A 15736-nucleotide genomic window follows, 5' to 3' on the forward strand; every position below is an offset into this window, starting at 1 on the left:
ATTGGTTTTTAGGTAATTGTTACATTCTATTCTTTACGATGTTTTTTAGTTTTATCAAGAAGTATGATATAGGGTTGGATTTCTAATTTAGGAATCAACCAGTTCGCGTTTTAAACTAAAAATCCCGAACACTGTTCGGGATTTTTTTATTTAAGATTATTATTTTTTGATGAATTTTTGTGAGTATTTTTCACCGTTGCTATTTTGTAAAACCATCATATAGTTTCCTACAGATAAGGATTGGATATCGATAGTATTGTCTTTAATCTTTACATCAGAAACCATTCTTCCGTTATAGTCATATATTTTCGCATCCGTAATGTCATATTTCATTTCATTAAGCTGGATTCGGATTTGATGAGATGCCGGATTTGGATAAATCACAAACATACTGCTGTTGGCTTCAGATATGCCTAAAGTAGCTCCTTCGGTAATAAGCAGTCTGGAATTTTTAGTTGGATTTGAAATGACCTCTACTAATCCAGAAGGCCATTTGATAACCACTTTTTCAATTGCTGTGGCTTCACCTATTCCAAAATGTGTGTTAAGCGTATTGGCAAATTCAAAACCTTCGCCGCTTCTTACATCTCTGATTTGCTTGCCCCAAGTTCCGTAAAGTTCAATTCTTGCTCCAATACCATTGCTGTTGCTTTGAATACCTTTAAGGTTGATTGTAATCCAGTTGTTATCATTTCCTTCGTTGAGGTAGATGGTGTTTAATATCTGTACATCAAGAAAACCATCATTGTTTAAATCTCCAATAGAACCATTAGGAGAAGGAGGAGCTCCGCCTGATTTTGTGAATGTCCAGTCGCCATTATTAATCATTATAATACCGCCTGGTCCATAAACATCGATAAATCCGTCGTTGTTGAAATCACGGGCAATATATTCTCTTCCCATTTCATTATAAGTGTCAAATCCTGATCCGGCAGTTACATTGGTAAACGTACCATCCTTATTATTACGCATCAGTTTTTGTGACGTTCCACTGGCATTTGAACCAATCAAGACATCCATATAGCCGTCATTGTCAAAATCACCAAAAGCACTTGACCATGATTGATCCGGGTCAGCTAATCCTGCAGCAGCAGCTACGTTGGTGAAAGTTCCGTTTCCGTTATTTCTGTGCAATTCATCAGTACTAGCCGCAACGTTACCGCCTCTGCATTTTGCAATAAAAAGATCCTGGTCGCCATCGTTGTCATAATCAACGAAGATAGAACCGTAATTTCCTCCATTCGGATAGTCACCCATACCTCCTTGATGGAAGACCAGGTTTCCGTTTCCATCATTAATATAATAAACATTAGGATTTACGTCATGGCAAACAAAAGCATCAAGATGTCCATCGTTATTGATATCTACAAAATTAGAACGCTGACTGAATATGGATTGAGGTCCTGAAATTGCTGTATAGGCTGTTCCGTTGCTATTAGCTTTCAAGAAAGTCACACCATTACCAGCTCCCATTACTAAGTCATTATAGCCATTTTTGTCAAAATCTGCAGCAGTAACACTCCATGAAGGCAAAAAGGTAATTGGTGTAGTAGGTACATTGGCTGAAGTAAATCCACCAGCACTATTTTGATAAAGGATATTTAGGCTATTGGTGCTGATACCGACAATATCATCCAGATAATCACCATTCATATCCACGACACAGTTTTTATAGGAACCTGTAAGAGAAATGGTTTGGGTTGTAAATCGAACAATTTGTCCTGGCACTTCTGGCTGTTCCGGAGTATAAGATCCTTCTGCCACAACAAAATCAAAACCAGTGGCTCGCCATCTATTATCAAAAACAATATAATAGGTAGTTCCTGCTATGGCATTAAAAGTATAGGCAGACAAATAGCCATTTCCTAAATTTCCACTATCGTCATCACCGCCAGAGCAAGTCAAGGCTCCACAGCTACCTCTATAAATATGAAATCGGGTATCTCCGCCAATATTAACAAGAAGGTCAGTTGTGATAGTTACTATAGTATTTGTAGTGGGTGTATACTTATACCATTCAGCGTTTGTTGCAGCCATGGTTCCGGCACAAATAGCATTAGTGTTAGCAGCTCCATCAATTTGGGTAATAGTGTATCTTCCCGGAGTAATAGTAAGGGCAGATTGACAATTATCTTGTGCCTGAGCAAAAAAAGCGGAAAAGGCTAAGATAATTTGGGGTAATTTTTTTTTCATAATTTGTTGTTTGTTTGTTTGTTGTTAGTTACATCTTGTGTCTAAAGAACTTATCCATTGGTTAATCATTTGGACAGCTTCCTCATGGACAATAGTTCTTCCTAGTAAAGGCATTCGTGTTGATTCGTTTACAGATTCTATTCGGAAAGACAGCACTGATCTTTCAGGCGTTCCCGGTGTTACAATATGTGATAATCCGCTACCAACATTGTCTACAGGAACCATACAAACACCCATGTTGGCTATGTTTGAAGTTTCGCTGAAGGCAAAACGCATGTCACGGTAGGAGCAATGGCTGCCTTCCTGGTGACAATGAGCACAATTAATATCAATGTATGAGCGTACTCTTTTTTCTAGAGGTTGTGAGGTATCGTTCCAACGCACAGTCGATACAATGTTTCTTGGGTAGTTGTTATCCAGATAGCCTACTTCTGCCCATTTTTCTAATTGATTTTTACTGCCTGAACCATAGTTTATTGCAAAGTTCAGGTTTTGAGGTTTTGGCCCAATTGGTAGCGCCTTATCGACTGATTTGTGGCAAGTAAGACATTCTCCACCAGCAGATGACGGAATGCGATAGTTCGCATTCTTTATAGTTCCACCTTCCATCCATGTTATATCTGTAAAACTACCGTTTGTGTCAAGAGTGGCTTCGGTCTGTTCTGCATTCCATATATAGTTAGCAAAAATCCAGCCTTCTTCTTTTCGAATCATGATTCGAGTTTCAATAATCCGGGTAGTATTATTAGGCTGTACATTGTCATAATAAAAAGTCTTGATCAATGCTGCGCCTACAGGAAAAACCAATGTTTTCCCATCACCGTCATATACGGCTTTTGTGTTTTTAGGCATCCAAACAAATCTCTTTTTGTGAGCATAATCTGTGAAAAGTTGGCTGGCTGGTTCATACGGTAATACATCAAGTGATGGGACCTGATTTTTCATCGTTCCTTCAAAAAATTTGTAATCGGATAACTTTGGATAAGGAACAGAAGCAAGGTCAACTACAACCGGAGAAGTCGGTTCAGGAATAGGAGTATAATCATTGTCAGAACCGCATGAAATAAAGGCAAAGAAAAGTAAGAATAATAATGATTTCTTTAAAAAATAGTTTTGTTTCATAGATTTGCTATCAAAAAATTAGGAAATAATATAGCAAATATATAATAAAACTATAAAGAAAATGGTTTTATAGTAAAAAAGTTATAGCCTTGATAATAAATTGTTTGAAAGCCTTTTACAGATGGATTTTGATGTCCATGTTTTGAATCTCTTGTAGCATATCCAGTGAGGTGTGGTCAAATAATTCTTCCTGTTCCTTGTGTTCTTTTTTGGATCGGATTCTTCTCAAAGAATCGCAAAAACGACGTACTTCTTCTGCTGTTGTTAGTGTCAATCTGGGTACAGAAACGTTTTTACCAGCATCGTCTTTTGCGACCATCGTAAAATAGGACGAATTGCAATGTTTTATCTTTCGGGTTTGGATATTTTCGGCCGTAACGCGAATACCGATTACCATCGAACTGTTGCCTACATAATTTACGGAAGCTTTCAAGGTGACTAATTCGCCAATTTCTATAGGATTTAGGAAATCTACAGTATCCACAGAAGCCGTGACGCAATAAGTACCTGAGAATTTTGAAGCGCAGGCAAACGCAATCTGATCCATGAGCGATAAGATATAACCGCCATGAATCTTACCGCTAAAGTTAGAATGTGAAGGTAGCATCAATTCAGAAATCGTGATTCGTGAAGATTTCGGAGTTTTATAGATTTTGTCCATGTTCAATAGGGATTAATTTTCGGTTTCGTCGGTTTCAGCTCTTTTCAGTATATTTTCCGGAAGTGATTTTTTGGCTTTGGCTCCCATTTTTTTCAATCGTTCTACACTGTTGATAAGGTTTCCTTTTCCATCAAACAGTTTGTTCATTGCGCCTTGGTATTCTGTTTTGGCTTCGTCCATTTTCTTGCCAATCTTTACCAGGTCGCTCACAAAGCCTTCAAATTTATCATACAACGCACCGGCTTGTCTGGCAATTTCAAAAGCATTTTCTTGTTGCTTCTGGTTGGTCCACATGCTGTCGATAGTTCGTAAAGTAGCCAAAAGGGTAGAAGGCGTCACGATTACAATATTCTTTTCAAAAGCTTTGTTGTATAAAGTAGCATCTTCGTTGAGTGCTATGGCAAATGCGGGTTCCATCGGAATGAAAAGAAGTACAAAATCCGGGCTTTCTATTTGGTAGAGGTCATGATAGTTTTTAGCGCCCAGCTGTTCAACGTGTCTTCTTATAGAATTTATATGTTCTTTTAAAAATGAGGCTTTCAGGATGTCATCTTCCTCATTGATGTATCTTTCATAAGAAATCAGCGATACTTTTGAATCCACAACCATTTTCTTTCCGTCAGGAAGATTGATTACTACGTCAGGAAAAACGCGTGTTCCATCCTCGGTTACGAAACTCTGCTGTACTTCATATTCCCTGCCTTTTTCAAGACCTGATTTTTCAAGTACTCTTTCAAGAATAAGTTCGCCCCAGTTTCCTTGCATTTTACTATCGCCTTTTAGCGCTTTGGTAAGATTAAGGGTTTCCTTGCTCATCTGTTCGTTCATTTCACGAAGGCCTAGTATTTGCTGACGAAGAGCAGCATGATAATCAATGCTTTCTTTATGCGTGTCTTCGACCTTTTTTTCAAAAAGTTGAATTTTATCCTGAAGAGGAGAGAGTATGTTTTTTAAGTTTTCCTTGTTTTGCTCGGTAAATTTTGAAGATTTTTCTTCTAATATCTTGTTGGCGAGATTTTCGAACTCTTTTGTGAATTTTTCCTGAAGTTGTTCTACTTCCTGTTTCTGCTCTTTGTTGCGTTCCCATAAGTTTTCGAAATCCACCTCTTTTTTAGAAAGCTGAATAGCGAACGCCTCTTTCTCGGCTCTGAGGTTTTCTCGTTCCATTGCCGTTTGCTGCAGTTGATTTTCTGCATTCCGGATTTCCTGCTGGTGTTGTAGCCTTAATTGTTCGATTTGGGACATCAGTCCGTTTACTCTTTCTTCAAGGCCGGCTTTTTCTGATTTTGCATTGGCGGAAAATAATGCTTTTCCAATAAAAATTCCTATGGCTAAGGCAATTATAAAAGCAATGATGGTGATGATTGTGTCGTTCATTTTGAAATTTTTGTAGAGGTAAAAGTAAGAATAAATTATTAGGTTTTGCGGCACTTGATTTCTGGCTAAAAAGTTTTGATAGATGTTAAAGTTTAGGGATTTGTTGTCTGTTTTGGCTTTTAAAATTTTATTTTAACAATAAAATTCATATCTTAGTGAAGTATAACGATGTAAATAATTTTTTAATACGAAACTTAATCAATGTATTAGGGTTATTTGCATGAAAATAACTTTTCATGAAAAAAACTACATTACTGTCAGGTGTAAGACAAAACTTTACACAAATTAAAAGTTTATTTTTTGGAACTTTTTTATTGGTATCAGCAACAGCTCAATCTCAGACGTATTGTACGACTGGAACTGGTAACTGTTCAGAAGGTGATCAAATTGCAAATGTTACTTTTGCAGGGATTAATAATGATTCTGGTTGCGGAACACAAGGGTACAATGATTTTACTGCAGGAACAGCAGCCAGCATTATAGCAGGTCAATCGCATACTATTTCGGTAACAATTCCGGCACATATTGGAGCCCAGTATGTAGCGGTATGGATTGATTATAACCATGATGGGACTTTTGACGCTTCAGAATTTACAGCTATTGGAAATTCACCAGCTGCGGGTTCTGTAGTTACAACATCTGTTGCAGTTCCGGTTACGGCTATCGGCGGAAATACAAGAATGAGGGTTAAAGCTCAATATGCACAAGCTATTGCGGCAACAAGTTCTTGTGCAGCGCCTTATCTAGGGTATGGAGAGTATGAAGATTATGCTGTAAATATCGTTCCGGCTACAGCGTGTACTGGTACTCCTGCGGTGGGTGCGGCAACTTCTAACCAAGCTTCTGTTTGCCCGCAAACTTCCTTTACTTTGAATGCTACTGGTGTGACACCAGCTGCTGGTTTTTCTTACCAATGGCAGTCTTCTCCAACAGGAACAGACCAATGGGCTAATATAGGTAGCGCACAGACTTCATTAAATTATACTGTTACGGGTCAGACACAAGCTACTTTTTATAGAGTTATCATAACTTGTTCTGGGAGTGGTCTAACCGCTACTTCAACAGCAATTTCTGTAGCGCAAAATTCAGTTGATGCTTGCTACTGTACAAATGCTATCAACTTCAATTGCGGTGACGGTGACGTAATTACTAATGTTACTATTGGGACAATGACCAATGCTACAGCTTGTGGAAATTCAACAACAGGATATACTAACTATAGTGGTTCAGTTACGCCTCCGGTATTTAATATTGGGTCGGCTATTCCGGTTTCTGTTTCTGTAGGACCGTCTGGAGAAGGATGGTTATATGAGTCTGTTGGTGTTTGGATTGATTACAACAGAAATGGAGTTTTTGAAGAGGCAGAATATAACTATATTGGTACAGGATTGAATGAAGCACTTGCTGGTAGTATAACAATCCCTGCAACGGCAGTGGTGGGTAACACCAGAATGAGAGTTGTTGTTGCAGCGTCTGCTGCGACATCTTTTGGACACCAATTTGCTTGTGGGCCAGTAGTTGCTGATAACAATTTTGGTGAAATGGAAGATTATACGGTAACAATAGCTCCGTCACTTTCAACTCCTGGATTTGAAAATGCTTCGGTTTCTGTATATCCAAACCCTACAAACGGATTGGTGAATATTCAGTTTGCTAACCAAACAAATGTTAATGCAATCAATGTGTATTCAGTTTCCGGACAGTTAGTTTATTCTAAGCAATTTAACAATGCATCAGATAGCTATACTATCGATCTTCAAAAAGCTGCTACTGGTGTTTACATCATGAAGCTGGAAGGAGAAAATGGAACAATCGTTAAACGATTAATCAAAAATTAATTATTACAATTAATTTTAAATATAAACCGCCTCCTGTAGGCGGTTTTTTTGTGCTATAAATCTTAGGATAATTTAAAAAAGGATTGTGAATTTTAGTATAATTAGGTGATTTAGGGGTGTATTTTGGTATTTCGTCGATTTTTTAATTAATTTTTAAGAAATAGTTCTTATTATTGTAATCTACCCCCTAAGTTCTTATTAATGAAACCGCAAAATTTAGCTTTAGAAAAAGTTACAGATTCACCTATCACATATGAATTTGTGACCAATGTAGCCGCACGTATTATTAAGGTCTTTTTTAGGACCGATAAAAATATCAGGCTGATTTACTCCAATTATTCCAACAAACACTTTTTTGGAGATAAATTTATCATATTAGATTATAGGTTCCGAAATGCTTTATGGTATAAGGTTGGAACTAAAATTACTGAAAAAAGACACTTCTTGCTTGAAAAGCCGGATGAGTCACAAAAAATAGTACTCACCGTTTATGGATTTTTCAGAAAAAAAATGTACCTGCTCGATTTCTCGGCAGCAGAGTATATTGATAGTAGTACATTCTGCATCGAACTGAAAAAATCTTCTCTCCAGGATTTGGAGAATCCGGTTTTAGGTTAACAGGACACGGAATTATCTCTGGAATTGATTATTTTTATAGGATATAACTAAATTATTGTCCTATGAAACCGCAAAGCTATTCCAATCATATCCGTTTCTATACTCCGCATCATTTTGTTTTGTATCCCTTGTTATTGCTTTTACTCGGGACAGCGATTTATTTTGTCTTTAGTAGAGAAGCAGAAAGGGCCATCTGGATTTTTATCAGCATTGTACTGCTGTTAATTTTCTGGCTGGCTTTTATGCTACGGCAGCATTATGCATTGACATTGCAAGACAGGATTGTTAGGATGGAACTGCATTATCGGTATTTTACATTGACAGGCGAGAGGCTTGAACTTATTGAAGATCGATTGTCCGACAGCCAACTGTTTGCCTTGAGATTTGCTCCCGACGAAGAATTTGTAAATCTGGCAAAAAGAGCCTTGCAGGAAAATCTTTCGGGACAGGCCATCAAAAAGAGCATAATCAATTGGAAACCGGACCATCATAGAGTATAAACTTTAACAAACAATTCACGATTTATTTTTATAAAATGAAAATCGCTATGCGTAAATTTATACTTAGCCATTCTCACACTAAAGAATATAATTATGAATTTTACTACACACTGGTTTATTGATCCCGATCATTCAAACATAGAATTTAGAATCAGGCATCTGGTGATTTCTCATATTTCTGGAGCATTCAAGATTTTTAACGGAAAGATGACCACAAAAAATGACGACTTTGAAACTGCGGAAATAACCTTGTCTATTGATGTTTATAGTTTTGATACGAACAATATCGAAAGAGATGAGCATATCAAGTCTAAAGATTTTTTAGATGCCGATCAGTTTCCTGAAATTAACTTTAGCTCAACAAGTCTCAAAAAAATAGAGGGAGATCATTATAAGCTCACCGGAAACATAACCATCAAATCAGTAACCAGAGAAATTGTCTTGGATGCTGTTTTTGGTGGACAGGCAAAAGATGGTTTTGGTAAAATGAAAGCAGGTTTTGAAATCAGCGGAAAGCTAGATAGAAAAGACTTTGGAATTCTAGCCGATGATATCACCGAAAGCGGGCATTTGATAATTGGGGAAGAATTAAAAATCCATGCCAACATCGAATTTGATAAAGAAGAAGATTAATTAGTAATCTTCTATTTTAGATTACCCCGGTTTTTCTTATTGTCCGGATGTGACGAAGGATAACGATTCGGATCAATATCTGAATTTTTATCTCGGTTCTCCGGATTTTTCTTGTTCTTTAGGCTCTCATCTGTTTTGACATCTTTGCTTGGACGAGCTCTTTTTACAACATCGGAGTTGCCTTTTGCATCTTTCTCTATTTCTGTTTTCAATTTCCCTTTGGAAGGGTTATAATCGTCCGGAAGATTTTTTCCGCTAAAACCTTCGTTGATTTCTCCTTTTGGTTTTTCCTGTTCACCATTCCATTTTTTATTTCCGATGTCTTTACCTGAAGTTGCCATAATTTTGATTTTTAGTTCCTCTTGTTAATTTACGACGATATAAAAACAAAAGCCACATCTTTAACATTGCTTTAATGTGTAAGATTTCCGATTGTTAGTAGTAAATTTGCGGCAAAAGTATCCTATGTCTGCCCACCAGCATTTTTTGTTGCATAAACCTTATGGCTATCTCAGCCAGTTTATCTATGAATTAAAACGAAAGAAAAAACTGTTGGGAGAACTATATGATTTTCCAGAAGGCACAATGGCAATTGGGAGGCTGGATGAAGATTCGGAAGGATTACTGCTTTTGACAACCGACGGATTAATGAGCGAATTGGTTAGGAGTAAAAAAGTAACCAAAGAATATTATGCGCAAGTAGATGGAGTAATAACCGAGGAAGCCATTGAAAAACTAAAAAAAGGAGTTGAGATTGGTTTTGACGGAATACGTTATGTCACAAATCCGTGTAATGCTATTAAGATATCCGACCCGGGATTTGAACCTCGTTCTAAAAAAATAAGAGATGAGCGCCACGGGCCTACCAGTTGGATTTCGATTACATTAAATGAAGGAAAGTTCCGCCAGGTTAGGAAAATGACATCGGCTGTAGGGTTTCCAACGCTTCGATTGGTACGAGTAAGAGTAGGTAATGTTCACCTTGACAATTTGAAATCGGGAGAAGTCAAAGAAGTCGGCCAGTTCTCACTATAATAAAAACTTTAAAATTTCTAAAAAATGCTGAATATAGTTCTTGTTGAACCAGAAATACCTAATAACACCGGTAACATTGGCCGTTTATGTGTTGGCACAGGCAGCCGCCTTCACCTGATCCATCCTTTTGGATTTCAGATTACTGATAAAAACCTGAAGCGTTCCGGTCTTGATTATTGGGTACATTTGGATTGGAAAGAATACCAGTCTGTTGAAGAATGGATGGATCAAATACCAGACAAATCAAGAGTTTTTCTATTTAGTTCTCATAGCCCTAAGTCCTATTTACAAGAAACTTTTCAGGATGGTGATTGGCTTGTATTTGGAAAAGAATCAGTTGGATTGAGTAAGGAAGTTTTGGGTCTATTTGAAAACCATCTGACTATTCCAATTTCACCTTTGGTAAGAAGTTATAATCTGGCAAACTCGGTCGCCTTTGCAATAGGCGAGGCAAAAAGGCAGCTTTCCATCTAAAAAAATAGTATATTTGAAAGCAGTTTTTTAAAAATATCTATGATTGACAAATCCTACCTTCGCAGTTCTATTTTCAGGCATCTCGACGGCCTGGCAGTTGCTCCTGTAGCCATTGCTTTAAAAAATAAAGGAGTTCTTGAATATATACTGAAGAATAAAAAAGCCAACCTGTCAGAATTAAAAACCCAATTCAAAGCTAACGAAGGTTATTTGAATGTCGGCTTACGGGTATTATGCTCACAAGGTTTTTTGGATTATCATATTGATACGACTACCGATACTATTAGTTTTTCGGTAAATGATAAGACATCCATTGCATTTTCAATGGTACATCTTTACCAGGATGTAGTCGATCTTTTGCAATTTTCAACGCAATTTCATCCCAGAATTTTTGAAGATGCTCCTTTTGAAAGATTGGATCAGATCTTTGAAAAATTTAAGCTTAATTATGGAATCGATTTCTCTGCAGATGCGTTAGAAAATGAAGTCCAGAAACAAGTCCTAAAACATATAGAAGGCTATTTGATTGGGCCTACGATTGTGCGATTGGCTATGAGTGGAATGTTTCATAAGTATTTTATGGAAACTTCGTTCAGGCCGGAAGAATTTCACAAGAATCCGGAAAGCTTTAAAAAGATATTGAACTTTTTTACCTATTTGGGATGGTTTCAGGAAAAAAATGGGAATTACCAATTTACCGAAACCGGGTTGTTCTTTGCCAAAAGAGCCAGCGCTTACGGTGTTACCGTCTCCTATTTGCCAACATTTGCTAAAATTGAAGAACTGATATTTGGTGACCCAAATGTGCTAAGGATGGTTGCCGATGGCGAAAATGAAATCCATGTAGACAGAGAAATGAATGTTTGGGGAAGTGGAGGTGCCCATGATACTTATTTTAAAATTGTAGATGAAATCATCGTTCAGCTCTTTAATCGCCCGATAGAAGAACAGCCTAAAGGGATTTTGGATATGGGTTGCGGAAACGGCGCTTTTATGCAACACATTTTTGAAGTTATTGACAGGCAAACCTTGAGAGGGAAAATGCTTGATGAATATCCGTTGTTTCTTGTAGGAGCCGATTATAATCAGGCAGCCTTGAAAGTCACACGTGCCAACCTGATAAAAGCAGATATCTGGGCTAAAGTAATCTGGGGCGACATTGGAAGACCGGATCTGTTGTCACATGATCTGATGGAAAATTATGCAATCGATTTGAAAGATTTGCTGAATGTCAGGACATTTCTTGACCATAACCGTATTTGGGAAGAACCAAAACATATATCCAAAGACAGGATTAGCAACTCTACCGGCGCTTTTGCTTTTAGAGGCGAACGAATTTCTAATAACAAAGTAGAAGACAATCTTTTAGAGCATCTGCAAAAATGGTCGCCTTATGTCAAGAAATTTGGACTTTTGCTGATAGAGCTCCATACCATAAATCCTGCTTTAACAGCAATGAATATAGGAAAGACGGCTGCAACAGCCTATGATGCTACACATGGGTTTTCAGACCAGTATATAGTAGAAATAGACGTATTTAATAAAATAGCAGCTGAAGCAGGCTTATTTCCGGATAAAGCTATTTTTAGAAAATTTCCGGACTCCGATATAGCTACCGTAAGCATCAACCTGCTGAAAGGAGATTAAGACTTGGCGTAATTAGTGATATATCGGTAGTAAGAATCCAATATAATGCCTACTGTTTTCTCAATAGATGGTTTTACGTCCTGAAACCCGTCTTTCATTTTCCCGTCGGGCGTAAAATAATCCGTAATGCCTGATTTCAAGAGTGTTTTTTTAGCATAAATTTCAGTTACCTGGAAAGAAAGCACATATTCATTTCCTTCTTTGGAAATTTTCATGCGGTATTTTACTTTTTGATAGAACGTATCTCCAAGGTTTCGGTAAAAAAAAGCATTGTCTCTAAAAGCATCGATTGTCAGCGAATTTTGGGTTACTTCTGAAACATCTGCTTCGCCACGACTAAACTCTTGTATCCAAAGCTGTGTACCGTTAATAAATTTCTCATTCGTCATAAAAGGAATGCTGACCCGTATCGGATTCGGATCAAATCCTTTTGGTGTCAACTCCATCCGAACCTGAGCGTTGATGATAATTGATGAGAAAAGGAATAAGATAGATAAACAAAACTTCATTGTATCAGTTTTTAGCGTCCTATCAAAGATAGGCGATACACTGATTATTTTATAGGTTTTTAAGAATAAATTTAGCCTTTCCGGTGTCAAAAAAGATGTTTTCATCTTTAAATAAAGAATTCAATATTCCTGACTGGATTAAAGATTCGGGTGTGCCTTGCAATGTTTTCTCGGGACTCATGACAATCATTTCATCACTTAATTGTAGCGCCAGATCCAAATCGTGTGTAGAAAACAAAATGCACTTTTGAGTTTCTACAGCCAGTTTTTTAAGCAGTTTAAATAATGAGACTTTGTGAAGCAGGTCTAAATGTGTTGTGGGTTCATCTAATATAATCAAAGGAGTGCTTTGTGCCAGGGCTCTTGCAACCAGAACTTTTTGCAATTGGCCATCGCTAATTTCGTAATGCTTTTTATCTGCCAGATGGCTGATTTGCGTGAGATCCATGGCTTCCTTGATCTTTTCCCTGTCATCTGATGTAAGCTTCCCAATCCAGTTGGTATAAGGCTGTCTGCCCAAAGCGACTAATTCAAAAACAGTAAGATTGCTGGGAGGCAAACTCTCTGTCAATACGATGCTAAGTTGTTGTGCTAAAGAAGAAGGGCTGTAATTCCGAATGTCTTTTTCGTTTAATATAACCTGGCCAGAAAGTGCTTTTTGGATTCCGGTAAGCGTTCGGAGCAAAGTCGATTTTCCTATCCCATTAGCTCCAATCAAAGAAATCAGTTTTCCCGCTTTTAAATCCAAATGAATTTGCGAAGCGATGATAGTTTTCTCTTTTTTTGAGAAATATCCAATGCTCAATTCTTCAGCCTTAAGTATAGTCTTGCCTGTGCTCATCAGATCATGAATTTTCGTTTACGGACTAAGAGCCATACTACAATAGGTGCTCCCAGGATAGAAGTTATTGCATTGATAGGCAAAGTAAAATCATTCCCCGGCATTTGTGAAACGGTATCGCATATCAACAGTATTATAGCTCCAAAAAGTAGCGTGCCCCAAAATAATACATAATGGCTGCTGGTCTGGAAAACCATTTTTGAAATATGCGGAACGGCAAGTCCTATAAAAGCAATTGGGCCAACAAAGGCAGTAATGCTGCCTGCTAACAAGCTGGTTGCTATAATAATAATCAGCCGTGTTTTTTTAAAATTGATACCAAGGCTTTTAGCATAACGCTCGCCTAAAAGCAGGGCGTTTAAAGGTTTGATACATAAAGCACTTAATAAGAGTCCAATCAAACAGCAGATAGACAGAATCAGAATATTGGGCCAGGATATATTACCCAGACTGCCCAAAGACCAGAAGGTAAACTTTTGCAGCTCTTCTGCCGTACTGAAGTAGGAGAGTACGCCAATAATTGCATTTGTAAAACTTCCAAACATTAAACCCACAATAAGAATGGCCATTGTATTGCGAAGCCGCTGTGAAACCACTAATACGGCTAACAATACCATAAGACTGCCCAAACATGAAGCAAGTACGATTCCGTAGGAAGAAAGGAAAAAGCCGCTTAAAAAAGGAGGTAGAAGTCCTGAACCTAGAATTATAAAAGCAACGCCAAGACTGGCTCCTGAACTCAATCCCAAAACATCAGGCCCGGCAAGCGGATTTCGGAATAAAGTCTGCATCAACAAGCCACTTATCGATAAGCCCATGCCAACCAATATGGCGGTCAAAGCCTTAGGAAAGCGATAATTCCAAATGATAATTTCCCATGAATTTTTGCTGGCCTGTCCACCAGAAAGGGAACTGGCGATATCTTCAATAGGGATATTGACAGAGCCTAGGCTGATATTCAGCAAAAAACAGGCAGCCAGGCAGATAAGCAAGGCTATGAAAAGAATTCTATTTCGGCTGTTTTGCTGCAAACGATAGATTATTTTAATTTTTCAAAAATATACAGTTCATATTCCGGAAGCAGTTCAGGATGTAAAATCTTGATAAGATCTTTCAGGATAAGATCCGGACGATTTGATGCCAGCTCATAATACAATATCCCGCCTGTCTTTCCTTTTTTGCTACTAAAAGAATAGATGTTTTTGTTTTTAAAAGCTTTGAAATGAGCATAATTAGGATTGCTTTCTGTCATTTCCTTAAAAGTAGTAAATTGAGCAGGGCCAATCCAAAAATCTACATTTTCGGCCTTTTCCATAACCGTTTCGAATGAAAGTGCCAGACTTCCTGTTCCTTCACTGTCGGCCCAAAGATAAGCTGCATTGGCATCTTTCAGAAATGTCGCTGCCCAGCTGTTGCCTCGAGGCATATACCATTGTTCTTTATAAATGGCACCGCTTAAAACAGTCGGTTTTGTTGTTGCCTTTTTAGCTAATTCTGTAGCTTCTTTATATGCAGTTTCCACTTCAGAAAACAAAAGATCTGCTTTTTCATCCAGGCCATATAAAGCTCCGAAAAATTTAATCCATTCTGCTTTGCCTAAAGGTGATTCTTCCATCCAGTCTCCATTAAAAAAAACTTTCAGTCCACTTTTTTGCAAATTGTCATAGGTCTTAGTATCACTGCCGCTGCTGTAGCCTACAAGAGCTTCCGGATCAAGGTCGATCAGCCTTTCTGTATTGAGGCTCTGATTCGCTCCAACTTCCTTAACCTTGCCAGCATCAATAAGCTTTCGGGTCTTTTCAGACGAAATAAGATTGGTGTCCGGAAAACCAAGCAAAGTGTTTTCAACTCCAAGCATTTCTAAAGATGGGATGTGTGTTGTTGAAGTCACCACAACACTTTTGATAGGAACTTGCAGGGAAGTATAATTTTTTAAACTGTCAGGCAAAGAAATTCCTTTTTTATGAAGCACATAGGTAAAGGTTTTATTGGCTTCAGGCCAAGGGTTTGAAACCTTTACGATAGAATATCCTTCATGCTTGTAAATTTCAAATCCTTTTGCGTAACGTATGCTGTTTTGAGGTTTTGCTTCTGTAACAGTGGAGTTGACAGGGTCATTTTTTTTACACGCTACTGCGAAAAGCAAGAACAGAAATAAGGAATATTTTGAAAGAAATGATTTCATAAAAAAGTTTTTGTGAAGACCGCAAAGATAAAAGTTATTGTATTGAACCGACAGCAGTTTTTTGATTTTTCAATCAAGTGAGGAACTTTGCATCTTTACGCAC

Annotated in this window: 16 protein-coding genes; 7 read left to right on the plus strand and 9 right to left on the minus strand. The window is 37.7% G+C overall.

Annotation, left to right across the window (positions count from 1 at the left end; translation table 11 throughout):
* Positions 1-159: 159 nt before the first annotated feature.
* From FJA49_RS01290 to rmuC, 4 genes are all read right to left on the minus strand, one after another.
* Positions 160-2193, minus strand: a complete 2034-nt coding sequence (locus FJA49_RS01290; protein ID WP_139998031.1) for an FG-GAP-like repeat-containing protein — start codon at positions 2191-2193, stop codon at positions 160-162.
* Between the two features lie 24 nt (positions 2194-2217).
* The gene (locus tag FJA49_RS01295) at positions 2218-3315 is read right to left on the minus strand and encodes a hypothetical protein (protein WP_139998033.1); all 1098 of its coding nucleotides are present in this window, start codon (positions 3313-3315) and stop codon (positions 2218-2220) included.
* Positions 3316-3430: 115 nt separating this feature from the next.
* The gene (locus FJA49_RS01300) at positions 3431-3976 is read right to left on the minus strand and encodes an acyl-CoA thioesterase (protein WP_139998035.1); all 546 of its coding nucleotides are present in this window, start codon (positions 3974-3976) and stop codon (positions 3431-3433) included.
* A gap of 12 nt (positions 3977-3988) precedes the next feature.
* The gene (rmuC, locus tag FJA49_RS01305) at positions 3989-5353 is read right to left on the minus strand and encodes a DNA recombination protein RmuC (protein ID WP_139998037.1); all 1365 of its coding nucleotides are present in this window, start codon (positions 5351-5353) and stop codon (positions 3989-3991) included.
* A gap of 236 nt (positions 5354-5589) precedes the next feature.
* On the opposite strand from rmuC, the gene FJA49_RS01310 reads away from it, so the two are divergent.
* From FJA49_RS01310 to FJA49_RS01325, 4 genes are all read left to right on the plus strand, one after another.
* On the plus strand, positions 5590-7191 hold the full coding sequence (locus FJA49_RS01310) for a GEVED domain-containing protein (protein ID WP_139998039.1): 1602 nt from the start codon (positions 5590-5592) through the stop codon (positions 7189-7191).
* 201 nt (positions 7192-7392) lie between these two features.
* Entirely contained in the window at positions 7393-7809 is a 417-nt protein-coding gene (locus FJA49_RS01315; RefSeq protein WP_139998041.1) for a hypothetical protein, read from the plus strand.
* Between the two features lie 62 nt (positions 7810-7871).
* On the plus strand, positions 7872-8309 hold the full coding sequence (locus FJA49_RS01320; RefSeq protein WP_139998043.1) for a DUF6526 family protein: 438 nt from the start codon (positions 7872-7874) through the stop codon (positions 8307-8309).
* 93 nt (positions 8310-8402) lie between these two features.
* Positions 8403-8942 (plus strand): YceI family protein, encoded by a 540-nt coding sequence (locus FJA49_RS01325; protein WP_139998045.1) that lies wholly within the window; start codon positions 8403-8405, stop codon positions 8940-8942.
* 11 nt (positions 8943-8953) lie between these two features.
* On the opposite strand, the gene FJA49_RS01330 is transcribed toward FJA49_RS01325, so the two are convergent.
* Positions 8954-9283, minus strand: a complete 330-nt coding sequence (locus FJA49_RS01330; protein ID WP_139998047.1) for a hypothetical protein — start codon at positions 9281-9283, stop codon at positions 8954-8956.
* Positions 9284-9407: 124 nt separating this feature from the next.
* On the opposite strand from FJA49_RS01330, the gene FJA49_RS01335 reads away from it, so the two are divergent.
* The 3 genes from FJA49_RS01335 to FJA49_RS01345 are packed head-to-tail and all read left to right on the plus strand — an operon-like array spanning position 9408 to position 12098.
* Positions 9408-9977 carry a pseudouridine synthase gene (locus FJA49_RS01335; RefSeq protein WP_139998050.1) on the plus strand — a complete coding sequence of 190 codons (570 nt, stop codon included), beginning with the start codon at positions 9408-9410 and terminating at the stop codon, positions 9975-9977.
* A 24-nt stretch (positions 9978-10001) separates the two neighbouring features.
* Positions 10002-10451 carry a tRNA (cytidine(34)-2'-O)-methyltransferase gene (locus FJA49_RS01340; protein WP_139998052.1) on the plus strand — a complete coding sequence of 150 codons (450 nt, stop codon included), beginning with the start codon at positions 10002-10004 and terminating at the stop codon, positions 10449-10451.
* Between the two features lie 39 nt (positions 10452-10490).
* The gene (locus FJA49_RS01345) at positions 10491-12098 is read left to right on the plus strand and encodes a class I SAM-dependent methyltransferase (RefSeq protein ID WP_139998054.1); all 1608 of its coding nucleotides are present in this window, start codon (positions 10491-10493) and stop codon (positions 12096-12098) included.
* Here FJA49_RS01345 and FJA49_RS01350 read toward each other — a convergent pair.
* The 4 genes from FJA49_RS01350 to FJA49_RS01365 are packed head-to-tail and all read right to left on the minus strand — an operon-like array spanning position 12095 to position 15633.
* Positions 12095-12607 (minus strand): hypothetical protein, encoded by a 513-nt coding sequence (locus tag FJA49_RS01350; RefSeq protein ID WP_139998056.1) that lies wholly within the window; start codon positions 12605-12607, stop codon positions 12095-12097. The two genes, FJA49_RS01345 and FJA49_RS01350, sit on opposite strands and share 4 nt — an antisense overlap.
* A gap of 49 nt (positions 12608-12656) precedes the next feature.
* On the minus strand, positions 12657-13448 hold the full coding sequence (locus FJA49_RS01355) for an ABC transporter ATP-binding protein (protein WP_139998058.1): 792 nt from the start codon (positions 13446-13448) through the stop codon (positions 12657-12659).
* Positions 13448-14479, minus strand: a complete 1032-nt coding sequence (locus FJA49_RS01360) for a FecCD family ABC transporter permease (RefSeq protein ID WP_139998060.1) — start codon at positions 14477-14479, stop codon at positions 13448-13450. Before FJA49_RS01360 ends, FJA49_RS01355 begins: the two co-directional genes overlap by 1 nt.
* An 8-nt stretch (positions 14480-14487) precedes the next feature.
* Positions 14488-15633: an ABC transporter substrate-binding protein gene (locus FJA49_RS01365; RefSeq protein WP_139998062.1), complete on the minus strand. Its 1146-nt coding sequence runs from the start codon at positions 15631-15633 to the stop codon at positions 14488-14490.
* Positions 15634-15736: the final 103 nt, after the last annotated feature.

This window comes from Flavobacterium microcysteis (assembly GCF_006385255.1).
Taxonomy (GTDB): Bacteria; Bacteroidota; Bacteroidia; order Flavobacteriales; family Flavobacteriaceae; genus Flavobacterium; species Flavobacterium microcysteis.

Excerpts from the sequence above, each read along its gene's own strand:
- FJA49_RS01355 (WP_139998058.1), bottom strand. The coding sequence starts at position 13,448 with ATGAGCACAGGCAAGACTATACTTAAGGCTGAAGAATTGAGCATTGGA.
- FJA49_RS01325 (WP_139998045.1), top strand. The coding sequence starts at position 8,403 with ATGAATTTTACTACACACTGGTTTATTGATCCCGATCATTCAAACATA.
- FJA49_RS01320 (WP_139998043.1), top strand. The coding sequence starts at position 7,872 with ATGAAACCGCAAAGCTATTCCAATCATATCCGTTTCTATACTCCGCAT.
- FJA49_RS01290 (WP_139998031.1), bottom strand. The coding sequence starts at position 2,193 with ATGAAAAAAAAATTACCCCAAATTATCTTAGCCTTTTCCGCTTTTTTT.
- FJA49_RS01335 (WP_139998050.1), top strand. The coding sequence starts at position 9,408 with ATGTCTGCCCACCAGCATTTTTTGTTGCATAAACCTTATGGCTATCTC.
- FJA49_RS01350 (WP_139998056.1), bottom strand. The coding sequence starts at position 12,607 with ATGAAGTTTTGTTTATCTATCTTATTCCTTTTCTCATCAATTATCATC.
- FJA49_RS01300 (WP_139998035.1), bottom strand. The coding sequence starts at position 3,976 with ATGGACAAAATCTATAAAACTCCGAAATCTTCACGAATCACGATTTCT.
- rmuC (WP_139998037.1), bottom strand. The coding sequence starts at position 5,353 with ATGAACGACACAATCATCACCATCATTGCTTTTATAATTGCCTTAGCC.
- FJA49_RS01365 (WP_139998062.1), bottom strand. The coding sequence starts at position 15,633 with ATGAAATCATTTCTTTCAAAATATTCCTTATTTCTGTTCTTGCTTTTC.
- FJA49_RS01315 (WP_139998041.1), top strand. The coding sequence starts at position 7,393 with ATGAAACCGCAAAATTTAGCTTTAGAAAAAGTTACAGATTCACCTATC.
- FJA49_RS01330 (WP_139998047.1), bottom strand. The coding sequence starts at position 9,283 with ATGGCAACTTCAGGTAAAGACATCGGAAATAAAAAATGGAATGGTGAA.
- FJA49_RS01295 (WP_139998033.1), bottom strand. The coding sequence starts at position 3,315 with ATGAAACAAAACTATTTTTTAAAGAAATCATTATTATTCTTACTTTTC.
- FJA49_RS01340 (WP_139998052.1), top strand. The coding sequence starts at position 10,002 with ATGCTGAATATAGTTCTTGTTGAACCAGAAATACCTAATAACACCGGT.
- FJA49_RS01345 (WP_139998054.1), top strand. The coding sequence starts at position 10,491 with ATGATTGACAAATCCTACCTTCGCAGTTCTATTTTCAGGCATCTCGAC.
- FJA49_RS01310 (WP_139998039.1), top strand. The coding sequence starts at position 5,590 with ATGAAAAAAACTACATTACTGTCAGGTGTAAGACAAAACTTTACACAA.